Source organism: Janthinobacterium sp. EB271-G4-7A, from assembly GCF_020858075.1.
Taxonomy (GTDB): domain Bacteria; phylum Pseudomonadota; class Gammaproteobacteria; order Burkholderiales; family Burkholderiaceae_D; genus Janthinobacterium; species Janthinobacterium lividum.
The window spans coordinates 63,321-77,379 of sequence record NZ_JACYMI010000005.1; the positions used below are offsets into that span (position 1 = coordinate 63,321).

General features: G+C 64.5%; 12 protein-coding genes. 7 read left to right on the forward strand and 5 right to left on the reverse strand.

The features are described from left to right. The first annotated feature begins 29 nt into the window (after window positions 1-29). Window positions 30-1,790 (forward strand): biosynthetic-type acetolactate synthase large subunit, encoded by a 1,761-nt coding sequence (gene ilvB / locus IGS58_RS25160; protein WP_230522990.1) that lies wholly within the window; start codon window positions 30-32, stop codon window positions 1,788-1,790. 98 nt (window positions 1,791-1,888) lie between these two features. Here the strand turns inward: ilvB and IGS58_RS25165 are convergent, their stop codons facing one another. Beyond that, on the reverse strand, window positions 1,889-2,746 hold the full coding sequence (locus IGS58_RS25165; RefSeq protein WP_230522991.1) for a helix-turn-helix domain-containing protein: 858 nt from the start codon (window positions 2,744-2,746) through the stop codon (window positions 1,889-1,891). A gap of 114 nt (window positions 2,747-2,860) precedes the next feature. On the opposite strand from IGS58_RS25165, the gene IGS58_RS25170 reads away from it, so the two are divergent. From IGS58_RS25170 to bamE, 5 genes are read left to right on the forward strand one after another with little or no spacing between them, the layout of a single operon-like run. Then, window positions 2,861-4,303, forward strand: a complete 1,443-nt coding sequence (locus tag IGS58_RS25170; RefSeq protein WP_230522992.1) for a cytochrome P450 — start codon at window positions 2,861-2,863, stop codon at window positions 4,301-4,303. Window positions 4,304-4,339: 36 nt separating this feature from the next. Continuing rightward, entirely contained in the window at window positions 4,340-4,801 is a 462-nt protein-coding gene (locus tag IGS58_RS25175) for a GNAT family N-acetyltransferase (protein ID WP_034784299.1), read from the forward strand. After that, the gene (locus IGS58_RS25180) at window positions 4,798-5,157 is read left to right on the forward strand and encodes a nucleotide pyrophosphohydrolase (RefSeq protein ID WP_070259888.1); all 360 of its coding nucleotides are present in this window, start codon (window positions 4,798-4,800) and stop codon (window positions 5,155-5,157) included. The genes IGS58_RS25175 and IGS58_RS25180 overlap by 4 nt, the downstream gene beginning before the upstream one ends. A 48-nt stretch (window positions 5,158-5,205) precedes the next feature. Continuing rightward, the gene (locus IGS58_RS25185) at window positions 5,206-5,994 is read left to right on the forward strand and encodes a hypothetical protein (RefSeq protein WP_230522993.1); all 789 of its coding nucleotides are present in this window, start codon (window positions 5,206-5,208) and stop codon (window positions 5,992-5,994) included. Continuing rightward, window positions 5,991-6,299, forward strand: coding sequence for an outer membrane protein assembly factor BamE domain-containing protein (gene bamE, locus IGS58_RS25190; protein WP_099389928.1), 309 nt, complete (start codon window positions 5,991-5,993; stop codon window positions 6,297-6,299). The genes IGS58_RS25185 and bamE overlap by 4 nt, the downstream gene beginning before the upstream one ends. Window positions 6,300-6,367: 68 nt before the next feature. On the opposite strand, the gene IGS58_RS25195 is transcribed toward bamE, so the two are convergent. The 3 genes from IGS58_RS25195 to IGS58_RS25205 all read right to left on the reverse strand — a co-directional run bounded on the left by IGS58_RS25195 (window position 6,368) and on the right by IGS58_RS25205 (window position 11,739). Further along, window positions 6,368-8,029 carry a methyl-accepting chemotaxis protein gene (locus IGS58_RS25195; protein WP_092608886.1) on the reverse strand — a complete coding sequence of 554 codons (1,662 nt, stop codon included), beginning with the start codon at window positions 8,027-8,029 and terminating at the stop codon, window positions 6,368-6,370. A 436-nt stretch (window positions 8,030-8,465) separates the two neighbouring features. Continuing rightward, window positions 8,466-10,622: a DEAD/DEAH box helicase gene (locus IGS58_RS25200; RefSeq protein WP_071653749.1), complete on the reverse strand. Its 2,157-nt coding sequence runs from the start codon at window positions 10,620-10,622 to the stop codon at window positions 8,466-8,468. 271 nt (window positions 10,623-10,893) lie between these two features. Beyond that, a complete protein-coding gene (locus tag IGS58_RS25205) occupies window positions 10,894-11,739 on the reverse strand; it encodes an alpha/beta fold hydrolase (RefSeq protein ID WP_230522994.1) in 846 nt (281 codons plus the stop codon). 135 nt (window positions 11,740-11,874) lie between these two features. Here IGS58_RS25205 and IGS58_RS25210 point away from each other — a divergent pair, with 135 nt between their 5' ends. Then, complete coding sequence (locus IGS58_RS25210; protein WP_230522995.1) at window positions 11,875-13,491, forward strand: M28 family peptidase; 1,617 nt, start codon at window positions 11,875-11,877, stop codon at window positions 13,489-13,491. Window positions 13,492-13,582: 91 nt separating this feature from the next. Here IGS58_RS25210 and IGS58_RS25215 read toward each other — a convergent pair whose 3' ends face one another. Continuing rightward, window positions 13,583-13,999: an SRPBCC family protein gene (locus tag IGS58_RS25215; protein WP_092608892.1), complete on the reverse strand. Its 417-nt coding sequence runs from the start codon at window positions 13,997-13,999 to the stop codon at window positions 13,583-13,585. Window positions 14,000-14,059: the final 60 nt, after the last annotated feature.

The window sequence follows — 14,059 nt, forward strand, 5'->3', positions numbered from 1 at the left end:
TTCTGTCGGGGCGAGCAGAAAATAGACACATGAAACCCGATCCCGATCCCCTCCTCGCTCCCGCCACCGATACTGCGCCGCGCAACGGCGCCAGCGTCCTGATCGACACCCTGCTGGCCCTGGGCGTCGACACCGTCTTCGGCTACCCGGGCGGCGCCGTACTGCCCCTGTACGATGCGCTGCACGCGCAGCCGCGCTTGCGCCACGTGCTGGTGCGCCACGAACAGGCAGCCGTGCATGCGGCCGAAGGTTATGCGCGCAGCACGGGCCGGCCCGGCGTCGTCTTCGTCACGTCCGGCCCCGGCATGAGCAACACCACCACGGGCCTGCTCGACGCCCTGTGCGATTCGATTCCCCTCATCTGCATCAGCGGCCAGGTGGCCACCACCAGCATCGGCACGAACGCCTTCCAGGAATGCGACGCGCTGGGCATTTCGCGCCCCGTCACCAAGTGGAACCGGCAAATCCGCGCGGCCGACGAGACGGCTGGCGTGGTGCAGGAGGCGTACGCGCAGGCCACGCAGGGCCGGCCCGGTCCCGTGCTGATCGATTTTCCCAAGGATATGCAGTTGGCGCGGGTCGCGGCCGGCACGCCGCTGCCGTCCGTCGCCGCCGTCCCTGCCCCCCTGCCCGGCGCGGCCGATATCGAGCAAGCCGCCAGCCTGATCGCCGGTGCGCGCCAGCCCGTATTCTATGGCGGCGGCGGGCTTATCAATTCCGGCCTGGATGCCTGCGCCGCGTTCGGCCAGCTGGTGAAGCTGGCGGCCGCGCCGTGCACCTTGACCCTGCTGGGCCTGGGCGCCTTTCCCGCCTCGCACCCGGCCTTCCTCGGCATGCTGGGCATGCACGGCACCCTGGAAGCCAACCTGGCCATGCATCATGCGGATTTGATCGTCTGCGTCGGCGCCCGCTTCGACGACCGGGTCACGGGGCGGCTCGATGCCTTTTGTCCCGGCGCGAAAATCATCCACATCGATATCGACCCGGCGTCGATCGGCAAGGTGGTGCGCGCCGACGTGGCCCTGCGCGGCGATTGCGCACCCGTGCTGGCGGCATTGCTGGCGCAGCTGCGCGGCCGCCTGCTGGCGGACCGCCAGCCGTGGTGGCAACGCATCGACGGCTGGCGCGCGCAAGACTCGCTGGCGTTCGACGACACGCCCGAAGTGATCGCGCCGCAGGCGCTGATGCGCCGGCTGCAGGCGGCGCTGGACAGCATGGACGGCGTCGACGCCATCGTCGCCACCGACGTGGGCCAGCACCAGATGTGGGCGGCACAGCATATGCGCTTCGAGCAGCCGCGCCGCTGGCTCACCTCGGGCGGCGCCGGCACCATGGGCTATGGACTGCCAGCGGCCATCGGCGCGCAGATCGCCCATCCCGGCAAGCGCGTGGTGTGCGTCAGCGGCGATGCGTCGATTCTGATGAATATCCAGGAGCTGGCCACGGCCGTGCAGCACCGCCTGCCCGTGAAAGTGGTGTTGTCGAACAATGGCTACATGGGCATGGTGCGCCAGTGGCAGGAACTGCACCACGGCGAGCGCTACAGCCACAGCTACACGGAAGCGCTGCCCGATTTCGTCGCCCTGGCACGCGCGTTCGGCTGGCAGGCACAGACGGTGAGCCGGCGCGAGCAGCTCGACGCGGCGCTGGCGGCCTGCCTGGAATCCAGCGGCCCCTACTTCCTCGACGTGCGCGTGCATGGCGCGGAAAACTGCTTCCCCATGATGGCGCCCGGCGCGGGGCACCATGAAGTGACCCTATCCAAGGGCAAGGTGTACAGCGAGCGGTAGGTCGGATTAGCGGCGCAGCCGCGTAATCCGACACCAGCGTCTTGCAACAATGTTGTCGGATTACGCGAGACCAAGCCTCGCTAATCCGACCTACGCCCTCAATTCCAGATTCTGTAAATCCAGTAACTTTCATCGTCGCGCATGGCCCGCACCAGCTCGGTGGGGCTCAAGCCCGTGATTTCGCGCGTCTCGCGGCAGAAATGGGCCTGGTCGGCGTAACCGCCGCTGGCGGCGACGTCGGACCAGGACGCCGTGCCTTGCAGGATGGCACCGCGCTCGTCGAGAAACAGCTGTTCCGCGCGGCGCATGCGGCGCAAGGTGCGCATGGGCTGGCCGGCCCAGGCCTTGATGCGGCGCTCGACATTGCGCGCGCTGCTGGCCAGGCCCGTCGATGCCGCCTGCACGCCAAGGCGGCGCACCCAGTCCTGCACGGCGCCGGCAGGATGGTCGCCGCTCTTGCGCGCCAGTTGCCATCGCGGCGCGAGAAAATCTTCCACCAGCCTGACGCGGGCCTCGTCGTCCGGCGCCGCCAGCACGGCGTCCGACAGGGCCTGCCAGTCGGCATCGAGCAGCGCGTCGAGCGGGAGAAACTGGTCCAGCAGGGCATCCATCGACACGCCCGTCAACGCATGCAGCGCGGCCGGATAAAACATGACGACAAACGAACGCACGGGACCGGGGTTGTAGCTGACCAGCGGATACGAGCGGGGGCCGCCGAACAGCGCGGGCGGCATGCGCACATCCCGCAGCGACAGGCCCGGCGCGGCCGCTTCCACGTCGCCCGCGACGGTCCAGATGATGCTGCACATGGGCGCGGCGGGAAAGCGGTTCAGGCGCTGCGCCGGCGGCAGGGGCGCGCAGCCCGTGGTGTCGCGCACGAGGAAGGCGCGCACGCAGGAAGCGAGCGCGGTGCGCGGCGCGATCAAACGGGTCAGGGGCGTAGGGGCGGCAGGCATGGCGACGATTGTACCGGCAATTTCTGGCCGCGCACGATGTCGTATTCGTTCAAGACGCGGGCGCGCAAGCGCGCTACAGTCATGCCATCGTTCCCACTGAAACAGGAGCTTGCCATGCCGCCACTCGACCACGCCGCCGCACCCGACATTGCCCGGCCGCTGCGCCAGATCCGCCGCTTGCCGGGGCCCTTCGCCCTGCCCATCGTCGGCAACAGCCTGCAACTCAAGCTCACGCGCATCCACCGCGACGTGGAAGCGTGGGTGCGGCGCTACGGCCCCTACATGCGCGCCTGGTTCGGCCGCACCCTGGTGCTGGTGGTGGCCGACAGCGAGGCCGTCGGCGCCGTGCTACGCGACCGGCCAGACGGTTTTCGCCGCCCCCTGAGCAGCTCCGTCGTCTCCGAAGAGATGGGCGGCATCCCCGGCCTGTTCCTGGCCGAGGGCACGGAGTGGCGCAACCAGCGCCGCATGGTCATGGCCGGCATGGCGCCCGGCGCCATCAAGGCCTATTTCCCCGCGCTGGTGACGGTGGCGCAGCGCTTGCAGCGGCGCTGGCATCTTGCCGCGACGCAAGGTCAGGCGATCGACCTGGACGGCGACCTGAAACGCTACACGGTCGACATCATCGCCGGCCTGGCCTTTGGCACGGAAGTCAACACGCTCGAATCGGGCGAGGACGTGATCCAGCGCCACATGGACGACATCCTGCCCGCCGTGGCGCGGCGCAGCCTGTCCATGTTCCCGTACTGGCGCTATGTCAAGCTGCCCGTCGACCGCCGGCTGGACCGCGACGTGGCGGCCCTTTCCGCCGCCGTGGCCGGCCTGGTACAGCAGGCGCGCACGCGCATGGCGCACGACCCGGCGCGCCGCGAACACCCGCCCAACCTGCTCGAAGCCATGATCGCCGCCGCCGACCTGGAAGGCAGCGGCGTGACGGACCGCAACGTGGCCGGCAACGTGCTGACCATGCTGCTGGCCGGTGAAGATACGACGGCCAACACGATTTCCTGGATGATTTACCTGTTGCAACGCCATCCGCACACCCTGGCGCGGGCGCGCGAGGAAGTGCGGCGCCTGGCGCCCGACGTGGCGCACTTCACGATCGAGCAGATGGATAGCCTCGACTACCTGGGCGCCTGCGCCAGCGAAGCCATGCGCTTGAAACCGGTGGCGCCCTTCCTGCCCGTCGAAGCGCTGCGCGACACGGTCATCGCCGACATCGCCGTGCCGGCCGGCACCCTCGTGTGGTGCGTGATGCGCAACGACACCGTATCCGACGCGCACTTTCCCGATGCCAGTGCCTTCCAGCCCGAACGCTGGCTGGCCGAAAGCGGCGAGGCGAACAACAAGCGCGTCTCGATGCCGTTCGGCGCCGGCTTGCGCACGTGCCCGGGCCGCTACCTGGCCTTGCTGGAAATCAAGATCGCCATGGCCATGCTGCTGGGCAGCTTCGACATCGCCGGTGTTGATACGCCCGATGGCGGCGAGGCGCAGGAACTGATGGGTTTTGTGATGTCGCCCATCGGCCTGACCATGCGCCTGACGCAGCCGCAGTGATACCATGGGGGAAGTCCCATTCATTCGACCTCCCTCATGACTATCCGCCTGGAATCGCCGCAGCAAGCCGATGTGCAAACCCTGATCGCCGAGCTTGATGCCTATCAACAGACCCTGTACCCGGCCGAGTGCGTCTACTCGCTGGACTTGGCATCGTTGCCGCCGGAGACCCTGCTGTTTGCCGTCGCCCGCGATGCGGCCGGTGCGGCGCGCGCCTGCGGCGCCATTGTCGTCACGCCCGCTTTCGGCGAGGTCAAGCGCATGTACGTGCACCCGGACAGCCGCGGCCTGGGCCTGGCCAAGCGCCTGCTGGCCCTGCTGGAAGAACAGGCGCTGGCGCGCGGCTGCCGCTTGCTGACCTTGGAGACGGGCATCCACCAGCCAGAAGCCATCGCCCTGTACGCGCGCCACGGCTACCAGCGGCGCGGACCGTACGGCGACTATCCCGACGATCCATTCAGTGTCTTCATGGAAAAAACGCTGCAGGTGGCGGCATGAGCGCACCCACCGACAGCTTGCTCGACATTCGCGCGCGCCTGCGCGCCTTTGCCGACGAACGCGACTGGGAGCAATTCCACACGCCGAAAAACCTGGCCATGGCCCTGTCCGTGGAAGTGGCGGAACTGGTGGAACACTACCAGTGGCTGCCCACGGGGGCGGACGCGGAACTGGACGAAGCGAAGCGCACGGGCATCCGCCACGAACTGGCCGACGTGCTGATGTATCTGGTGCGCCTGGCCGACAAGAGCGGCGTCGACCTGCATGGGGCCGTGCTGGAAAAGATGGAACTCAACGCACAGAAATACCCGGCGCAGCAGGTGCGTGGCGATGCGCGCAAATACAGCGAATACTGATCCGTCATCCGTGCGTGGCTGCCGCGCAAAAAGGCGTAGCATCGGGCCATGCGTATCCCTCTTTCCCTGCTGCTTGCCTGCCTGCTCACTGGCCCTGTTGCCCTGGCGCAAACCGTGCCCGTGCCGCAAGTCAAAGTGGACGCCACGCGCGACCCTGTCGATAAATCCTACCGCAAGATGCTGCAGGGCGTGGACCGCTTCGAGCGCGACCATGCGCTGGCGCCGCAGGCCGTGCTGCGCTTTCGCTTGCTGCCGCGCCAGCCCGGCGTGGACATGACGGGCGTGCAGCTGCGCATCGCTGGCGACACGGTCAGCATCCCCTTGCCCTTGGCCGAGGACAACAGCTTTGCCCCCGTGCGCCATGCGCAGGCGGCGCGCGAAGACGCCGTGCTGATCGCCAACCGCAAGGCCACCACCATGAGCTGGCGCGCGCAAGTCATCACGCCCGGCTTGCCGCCCGGCACGCGGCGCCTGGGCGACCTGCGCCTGGAATGCCGCGCCGGCATGGATTCCGGCCTGATCTCGAACGACCCGCAAATCATTGCCTGGCTGTCCAGCATGCTCTACAGCACGGACAAGGTGTGTTCCGAGCCGGACGGCAACTATCTGTTTTTCACGGAGCGCCCCCTGTTCGGCGTCACCCTCGTGCATGGCGAACGCCGCCTGGCCCTGCCGTTCACCATGTTGTACGCGGGCGGCGAACAAACGCCCGCCTCGCTGCCCTATTGCGATTGCCAGGTGCTGCTTGACCGCACGTATTACGCGCCCCTGTGGGATGCCAAATGGCCCGACGATACCTTGCTGGAATTTACTTATATGGACGAGGTGGCGCCATGAAATGGCTCAGTGTCTTCGCGCTGGCGCTGCTGGCCGCCTGCTCCGGCACGCGCGCCTTGCAGGCAAGCAAGAATGTGCCTTACGCAACGCTGGAGCAGACGGTACAGCCGGGCAGCAGCACGCGCGAACAGGTGCGCGCCGCGCTGGGCGACAGCACATCCATCCGTTTCGACAGCGGCAATGAAGTGTGGATGTACACCTACCCGGCCGCCTCGGGCGCGCAGGGAGAATATGTGATTCTGTTTGGCGGGGATGGGGTGGTGCGGAAGGTGCGCAGCGGCGAAGTGTACCGGGTGAAGAAGTAAAACTACCAAAAAAACAAACTGGGGTCGTACCCTGAGGGTACGACCCCGGTCTTTCGCCGTTGGGGTAATTAGCGTGCTTTCAGCAAGGCCCGCGACGCCACGCCGGCCGCCACGCTGGGACTACGCCCCACGCCGGCAACCTTGCGCTTGGGCGACGCCTTCAATTTGAAGATGCCGATCGACTGGGCCACGCTGTCGGTGCGCTGTGCCAGGTTGGTGGCGGCGGCGGCCGCCTGCTCCACCAGCGCCGCATTCTGCTGCGTGATGCCATCCATGTGGATGACGGCCTGGTTGACTTGCCCGATGCCCTGGTTCTGCTCGCGAGTGGTGGAGGAAATCTCGTCCATCACTTCCGTCACGCGGGCCACCGAGGCGATCACTTCCGTCATGGTGGCGCCCGCATTGCTGGTTAACACGCTGCCCGCGTTCACGGTGGCGATCGAATGGTCGATCAGGTTTTTCACCTCTTTTGCTGCCGTCGCCGAGCGCTGCGCCAGGCTGCGCACTTCACCGGCCACGACGGCGAAGCCGCGGCCATGCTCGCCCGCGCGCGCCGCTTCCACGGCCGCGTTCAAGGCGAGGATATTCGTCTGGAAGGCGATGCCGTCGATGAGGCCGATGATGTCGAGAATCTTGCGCGACGAAGTGCTGATCTCGTCCATCGTGGTGACCACTTCGCTGACGATGGTGCCGCCCTTGGCCGCGACGGTCGACGCCTGCGCCGCCAGGTCATTGGCCGTGGCCACGTGGTCGGCGCTGTTTTGCACCGTGGAAGTCAGCTCTTCCATGCTGGCCGCCGTCTGCTCGAGGCTGGACGCCTGCGATTCCGTGCGGCTGGACAGGTCCATATTGCCCGTGGCGATCTCCGCCGTGGTGATGCGGATATCCTCGAAGTTGGCGCGCACGTCGCCGATGATGCTGTGCAGGTTGATGTTGGTCTGGCGCAAGGCCGCCATCAATTGCCCCATGTCGTCGTCGCGCACCTTGTCGATGACGCCCGTCAAGTCGCCACCGGCCATCTTGCGCGCCACGGTGATGGCGTCGCCCAGCGGTGCAACGAGGGAATTGTGCAGATGGGCCCAGAAATACAGCATCAGCGCCACGGCCGCGGCGGCAGCACCGCTGAGCCAGCTGCGCGTGGCCGTGCTCGTGTCGCCGTCGATATTCCACACGGCGCAGCCGAGGATGGCCAGCACCACGCCAAAGACGATGCAATGCAGGGCCAGGTCTTGCGACAGGCTCAGCTTGCGCCACTCGGCCAGCCTGGCGGCCCAGCCCTGGCGCACGACGCGGCCATTGCGGATCGCCAGGTTGGCACTATTGCCGTCCTTGAAACTTTTATACAAGGCTGCCGCTTCGTTGATCTGCTCGCGCGTGGGCTTGGTGCGCACGGACATATAGCCGATCGGGCGGCCGTTTTCGATGACGGGCGTGATATTGGCGAAGACCCAGTAGAAATCGCCATTCTTGCAGCGGTTCTTGACCATGCCGGTCCATGGCATGCCCGTCTTGATGGTGTCCCACAGGTCGGCAAACGCTTCGGCCGGCATATCGGGATGACGCAAGATATTCTGTGGCGCACCCAGCAATTCCATTTCTGAAAAACCGCTGACTTCAATGAAATACTGATTGGCGTAATTGATGTTTCCCTGTAAATCCGTGGTGGAAACAATCGTCATGCCTTCATTTAATACGTATTCATTTTGCGTGATAGGTGTATTGACCCGCATCGTCGCTCCTCTATTTTTTTTCAACTAGCATAACAAAAACATAAAAACAATATACCACATCAAGCACCCATGATATATCGCCTCGGCGACAGTGACGCCAGTCAAATAATTTAATAAAAGCCAATTCATTTATGTTTTAGAATTTACTTTGATTCAACTTGATTGATTTTATTGAATGTAAAATTTAAATTGCGTGCATACAAAATAATTAATAAAAAATTATGTATCGATGCACCAGCCGATAAATACGCTGTTTGTGCCGATAAAAATGCGCAGAGGGGCATGCCAATTACCGGCACATGGCGGCGCCAGTTGCCAACCATAACGCGGCAACCATGTTCATTTCTTGAGGGAAAATAAAAACTGGCGCGAATGCGCCAGTGGGGGAACTGTCTCCAATCCGCGACACAGGCGCCGGAGCGCCCGCGGGAATGGCTTACTTGTACGTTTTACGGGGTGGCGACTTCGGACGCGGTGGCGCAGGCTTGCGCTCCGTCGTGCCATCGTCAAGGCTGATGCGCAGTTTCTGGCCCGAGACCACGACCGATTTCAGGTGGTCGAGGATTTCCGGCGGCATGCCTTCCGGCAGGTCCAGCACGCTGTAGTTGTCAAAGATATCGATACGGCCGATATGCTTGGCTTCCAGGTTCGCTTCGTTGGCGATGGCGCCGACGATGTTGCTTGGCGTCACAGCGTGCTCGCGGCCCACTTCGATGCGGTAGGCCGTCACGCCTGGGCGTGGACGTTCCTTCTTCGGCGCGCGCGGGGCAACTTCGCCCGCGTCCGCCGGCGCATCCTTGAACGCGGGCGCGGACTTGGCGGCAAACGGCTTGCGTGGCGCGGCTGGCGGCGCCAGGTCCGGCGCGTCGCCGTCGCGGCTGATGCGCAGCTGCTGGCCCGCCACCCACACGGTTTTCAGCTGGTCCAGCAATTCTTTCGGCATGCTGTCCGGCAAGTCCAGGACGCTGTAGTCGTCATAGATTTCGATGCGACCGATGTTTTTCGAATCGATGCCCGCTTCGTTGGCGATGGCGCCCACGATATTGCCCGGCTTCACGCCGTGCTGATGACCGACTTCGATGCGGAAGGTCTGCATGCCGGCGTCGGCCGGACGCTGGATGCGTTCCTTTTTCGGGAAGGCCGGGCGTTCGCCACGGTCGCTGCGCTCGTTACGGTCGAAGCGGTCGCCCCGTTCCGGACGGTCGTTGCGCTCGAAGCGGTCTTGGCGCACGGGACGGTCGTCCTGCCACGTGGCTTGCTCGCGCGCCTTGTTCTTGTCCAGCAGCAGAGGCACATTGCCACGCGCCATCTTCGCCAGGGCGGCGGCGATTTCGATGGCGGGAATGTTCTGTTCGCGTTCGAAGTCTTCGATCAGCGACTGGAACTGTTCCAGCTCGCCCAAGGCCAGGGTTTCGCTGATCTGTTCCTTGAACTTGGCGATACGCACGTCGTTGACGGCCTGGATCGTCGGCAGTTCCAGCATGCCGATAGGCTGGCGGGTCGAGCGTTCGATGGCTTTCAACAGGTTCTTTTCACGTGGCGTGATGAACAGGATCGCTTCGCCGCTGCGGCCGGCGCGGCCCGTGCGGCCGATGCGGTGGGTATAGCTTTCCGGATCGTGCGGCACGTCATAGTTGACGACGTGGCTGATGCGCTCGACGTCCAGGCCGCGGGCGGCCACGTCGGTTGCCACGAGGATGTCGATCTTGCCGTCTTTCAACTGCTGGATCGTGCGCTCGCGCTGGGCTTGCTGAATGTCGCCATTGATGGCGGCAGCGGAGAAGCCGCGCGCTTGCAGCTTGCCGGCCAGCTCTTCCGTGCCCAGCTTGGTGCGGGCGAAGATGATCATGCCGTCAAACGCTTCCGCTTCCAGGATGCGGGTCAGCGCGTCGAGCTTGTGCATGCCCGACACCAGCCAGTAGCGCTGGCGGATGTTGTCGGCCGTACCCGTCTTGGCGGCAACCGTCACTTCGGCCGGGTTCACCAGGTAGGTCGTGGCGATGCGCTTGATGACGGAAGGCATGGTGGCCGAGAACAGGGCCGTTTGATGGCCTTCCGGCGTTTCTTGCAAGATGCGTTCGACGTCGTCGATAAAGCCCATGCGCAGCATTTCATCGGCTTCGTCGAGCACCAGGGTCTTCAGCTTGGACAGGTCGAGCGAACCCTTGTCCAGGTGATCGATGACGCGGCCAGGGGTGCCGACGACGACGTGCACGCCGCGGCGCAGGGCCGACAGCTGCGGGCCGTAGCTTTGGCCGCCGTAGATCGGCAGCACGTGGAAGCCGGGAATGTGGGCAGCGTACACCTGGAACGCTTCGGCGACCTGGATGGCCAGTTCGCGCGTCGGTGCCAGGACCAGGGCTTGGGGTGAGCTTTGTTTCAGATCGATGCGCGACAGGATCGGCAAGGCGAAGGCGGCGGTTTTACCCGTGCCCGTTTGCGCCTGGCCCAGCACGTCGCGGTTCGCGAGCAATAATGGAATCGTGGCCGCCTGGATAGGCGACGGTGTTTCGTAACCGACATCCTTGAGCGCGCGAATCAGCGGCTCGCTCAGGTTAAGGTCGGAAAATAAGGAAATTGGTGTATCAGACATGAAATCACTCACAAGTTCGCTCGAATCGCCCAATGCGAAAGAGTGTATCTGCTAGTTTACTCTTTACTGGACCTTACCGGGTGGCCGCATGCCGCAGAACGCCGTTTTTTGCGCCATATCTACGTAAAAAAGCCAGAAAAATCGGCGATCCGCACGCAATTGGCGCGTGATTTTGCTAACATTAAACGATACACAACAATCTGCGACCTGCGCCGGTTCCACGCGTCAACAGCAACGGCGGGCGCCTCGAGACGATGGCGCCCGCCCCGTTTCAGGTGCGCAAGAACTCCAGCAAGTCCTCGTTCAGCCGGTCCTTGTGCGTCGTCGCCAGGCCGTGCGGCGCGCCCGCATACACGAGCAGCTTGCTACCGATAATGAGCTCGGCAGTGCGCCGCGCCGAGGCGGCGATCGGCACGATCTGGTCGTCGTCGCCATGGATCACCAGGGTCGGCACATCGAACCTGGCCAGGTCGGCCGTAAAGTCCGTCTCGGAAAATTGCTTGATGCACAGGTAGGCGGCCGGCATGCCCGCCTGCATGCCTTGCCGCCAAAAACTGTCGCGCACGCCCTGCGACGGGGTGGCGCCGGGCCGGTTGTAGCCATAGAAGGCCTCGCTCAAGTCGCGGAAAAACTGGCTGCGGTCGGCCTGCACGCCGGCGCGGATGTCATCAAAAACGGACAGCGGCAAGCCCAGCGGGTTTTCCGCGGTTTGCAGCATCAGCGGCGGCACGGCGCCCACCAGCACGGCGCCGGCCAGGCGCTGCGTGCCATGGCGGCCGATGTAGCGGGCCACTTCGCCGCCGCCCGTCGAGTGGCCCACGAGGGTGGCGCCCGTCAAATCCAGTGCGGCGAGCAAGGCGGCCAGGTCGTCGGCATAGGTATCCATGTCGTTGCCGTCGAACGGCTGGCTGGAGCGGCCATGGCCGCGCCGGTCGTGCGCGATGACGCGGTAGCCGCGCGAGGCAAGATAAAACATCTGGTCTTCCCACGCGTCGGACGACAATGGCCAGCCGTGGCTGAAGACGACGGGCGGGCCGCTGCCCCAGTCCTTGTAGTAGATCAGGGTGCCGTCGGCGGTACGCAGGGTATTGCTCGATTGCAAGTTAGGGCTAGTCATGGAACGCTCCTTGTCGGTGGACCAGCAGCCATTGTGGCCGCAATCGCCTTGCGCGCGCCGCGCGCTACGCCAGAGCATTGCGGTAGAGTAAGATTGCCGCTGCTTTGTTTTCCCGTATTCACTTTTGGAGTTGCCATGCGTTTTCCCTTCGTCCTCGCCGCCAGCCTGCTCAGCACGGCCGCCCTCGCCCAACCGCTCGTTACCGAAGCGCCCCTGCGCGCCCACCTGTCCTTCCTGGCCGACGACTTGCTCGAAGGACGCGGCACGGGCCAGCGCGGCGGCGACCTGGCCGTGCGCTACCTGGAAACGCAGGCGGCCGTGGCCGGCTTGCAACCCTTGCCGGATGGCACGTATCGCCAGGCGCTGACCATCGTCGGCAGCAAGGCCTTGCCATCGAGCAAGGTCACTTTTAGCGCGGGCGGCAAGACCTTGTCTCCCGCCTTCGGCCAGGACATCGTCTTCGGCGCGGCGAATGGCCAGCAGAAGGTGGCGTTCGACGCGCCCGTGGTGTTTGCCGGTTACGGCATCCACGCGCCCGAGGAAAACTGGGACGACTTCAAGGGTGCTGATTTAAAAGGCAAACTGGTCATCATGATGGTCAACGATCCGCAACCGACCGCCGCCGAACCCAACCGTTTTGCCGGCAAGTCGCTGACCTGGTACGGCCGCTGGGTCTACAAGTACGAGGAAGCGCTGCGCCAGGGCGCGGCCGGCGTGCTGCTGATCCATACGACGGCATCGGCCTCGTACCCATGGTCGGTGCCGGCCAACGGTTTCGGCCATGAGCGCTTCAACCTGGCCGGCGCGGGCAATGCCATGGAAGGCTGGCTGCAGGAAGACATGGCGCGCACGCTGTTCCAGGCCGCCGGGCAAGACCTGGACGCCTTGCGCGCGCAGGCGGAAACGCGCGCATTCCGCCCCGTGGCCCTGAACGCCACGGTCAAGGTGGCACTGGACAGCCAGATCCGCAGCATCGAGCAATTCAACGTGGCCGGCATCGTGCCGGGCACGGACCCGAAACTCAAGGACGAAGCCGTGATTTACTCGGCCCACTGGGACCACCTGGGCAAGGACGACGAAGGCAGCGCCCGCTCAGGGCAAAGCGACCATATCTACAACGGCGCCATCGACAACGCTTCGGGCGCGGCAGCCCTGCTGGCCATGGCGCAAGTGGCCGTGAAACAACCGGCACGCCGCACGCAGATCTTCCTGTGGCCGGCCGGCGAAGAAACGGGCATGCTGGGCAGCACGGCCTATACGCGCAAGCCCCTGTGGCCACTGGCCAAGACGGCCGCCGACCTGAACCTCGACAGCATGAACTTCGTCGGCAAGACGCGCGACATCGGCGTGGCCGGTGCCGAGCGCAGCAGCCTGTACGCGAGTGCCGCCAAGGTCGCCAAGCGCATGGGCCTGCGCCTGGCGCCGACGATACCCGACCTGTCCGGCGCGTTTTACCGGGCCGACCATTTTGCCTTCGCCAAGGCCGGCGTACCCGCCTTCAACGTGGGCTCGGCCGTGTTTTCCGGCGATGGTTCTTTCGATTTCGTCAAGGACCCGAAAGCGTCGAGCGAGCGCCTGGTGGCCTTTAAAAAGGATTACCACCAGGTGACGGACGAGTACAACCCGTCATGGGACCTGTCGGGCATGGTGCAGCAGGCGCAGTTCACCCTGAATCTGGGCTATGAAGTGGCGAATGACAAGAATTTGCCTACATGGAACAAGGGCGAGGCGTTTGGAAAAGTAAAACGGTAAGCAGATAGCGGTGAACTAACCCGCAAAGCAAAAAAGGCCGGGGTCAGACCCTCAGGGTCTGACCCCAGTATTTGCCGTTAGCCCTGGCAAATCAAATTGCCATGATGCGTTTCAGGTCCACGAACGCGGTTTCGTACAAATGTTGAAACGCGCCGGTCATGACTTCTTCCACGCCTTCGGCCGCGTCGAACTCGCTCGACCATTGCGCCACGCAGGAAGCGCCGCCCGGTTCGCCCGTGACGCGCAAAGTAGAACGGTAGTTCTTGACGGGGATCGGGCCCGAAACGATGGTGTAGCTGTAGCTCTTGTCCGCTTCGCTGTAGCTTTGCAGGCGTTCGGCGATGATGGCGCCGTCCGTGGTTTTCAGGCGGCGCACGCGGCCGCCGTGCTCGGACAGGCTGGTCTTGATCGAGCTAGACCATTCAGCCAGCGACTGGAAGCCGCCGATAAAATCCCACACGCGTTCGGCGCTTGCCGCCAATGTTACAGAAACAATTACTTGGGCCATCTTTAATTCGGTTCCTCATCCAGGTTTGCCGGGCGCCGTGCCCGGCCGGCCGGAGTTGCC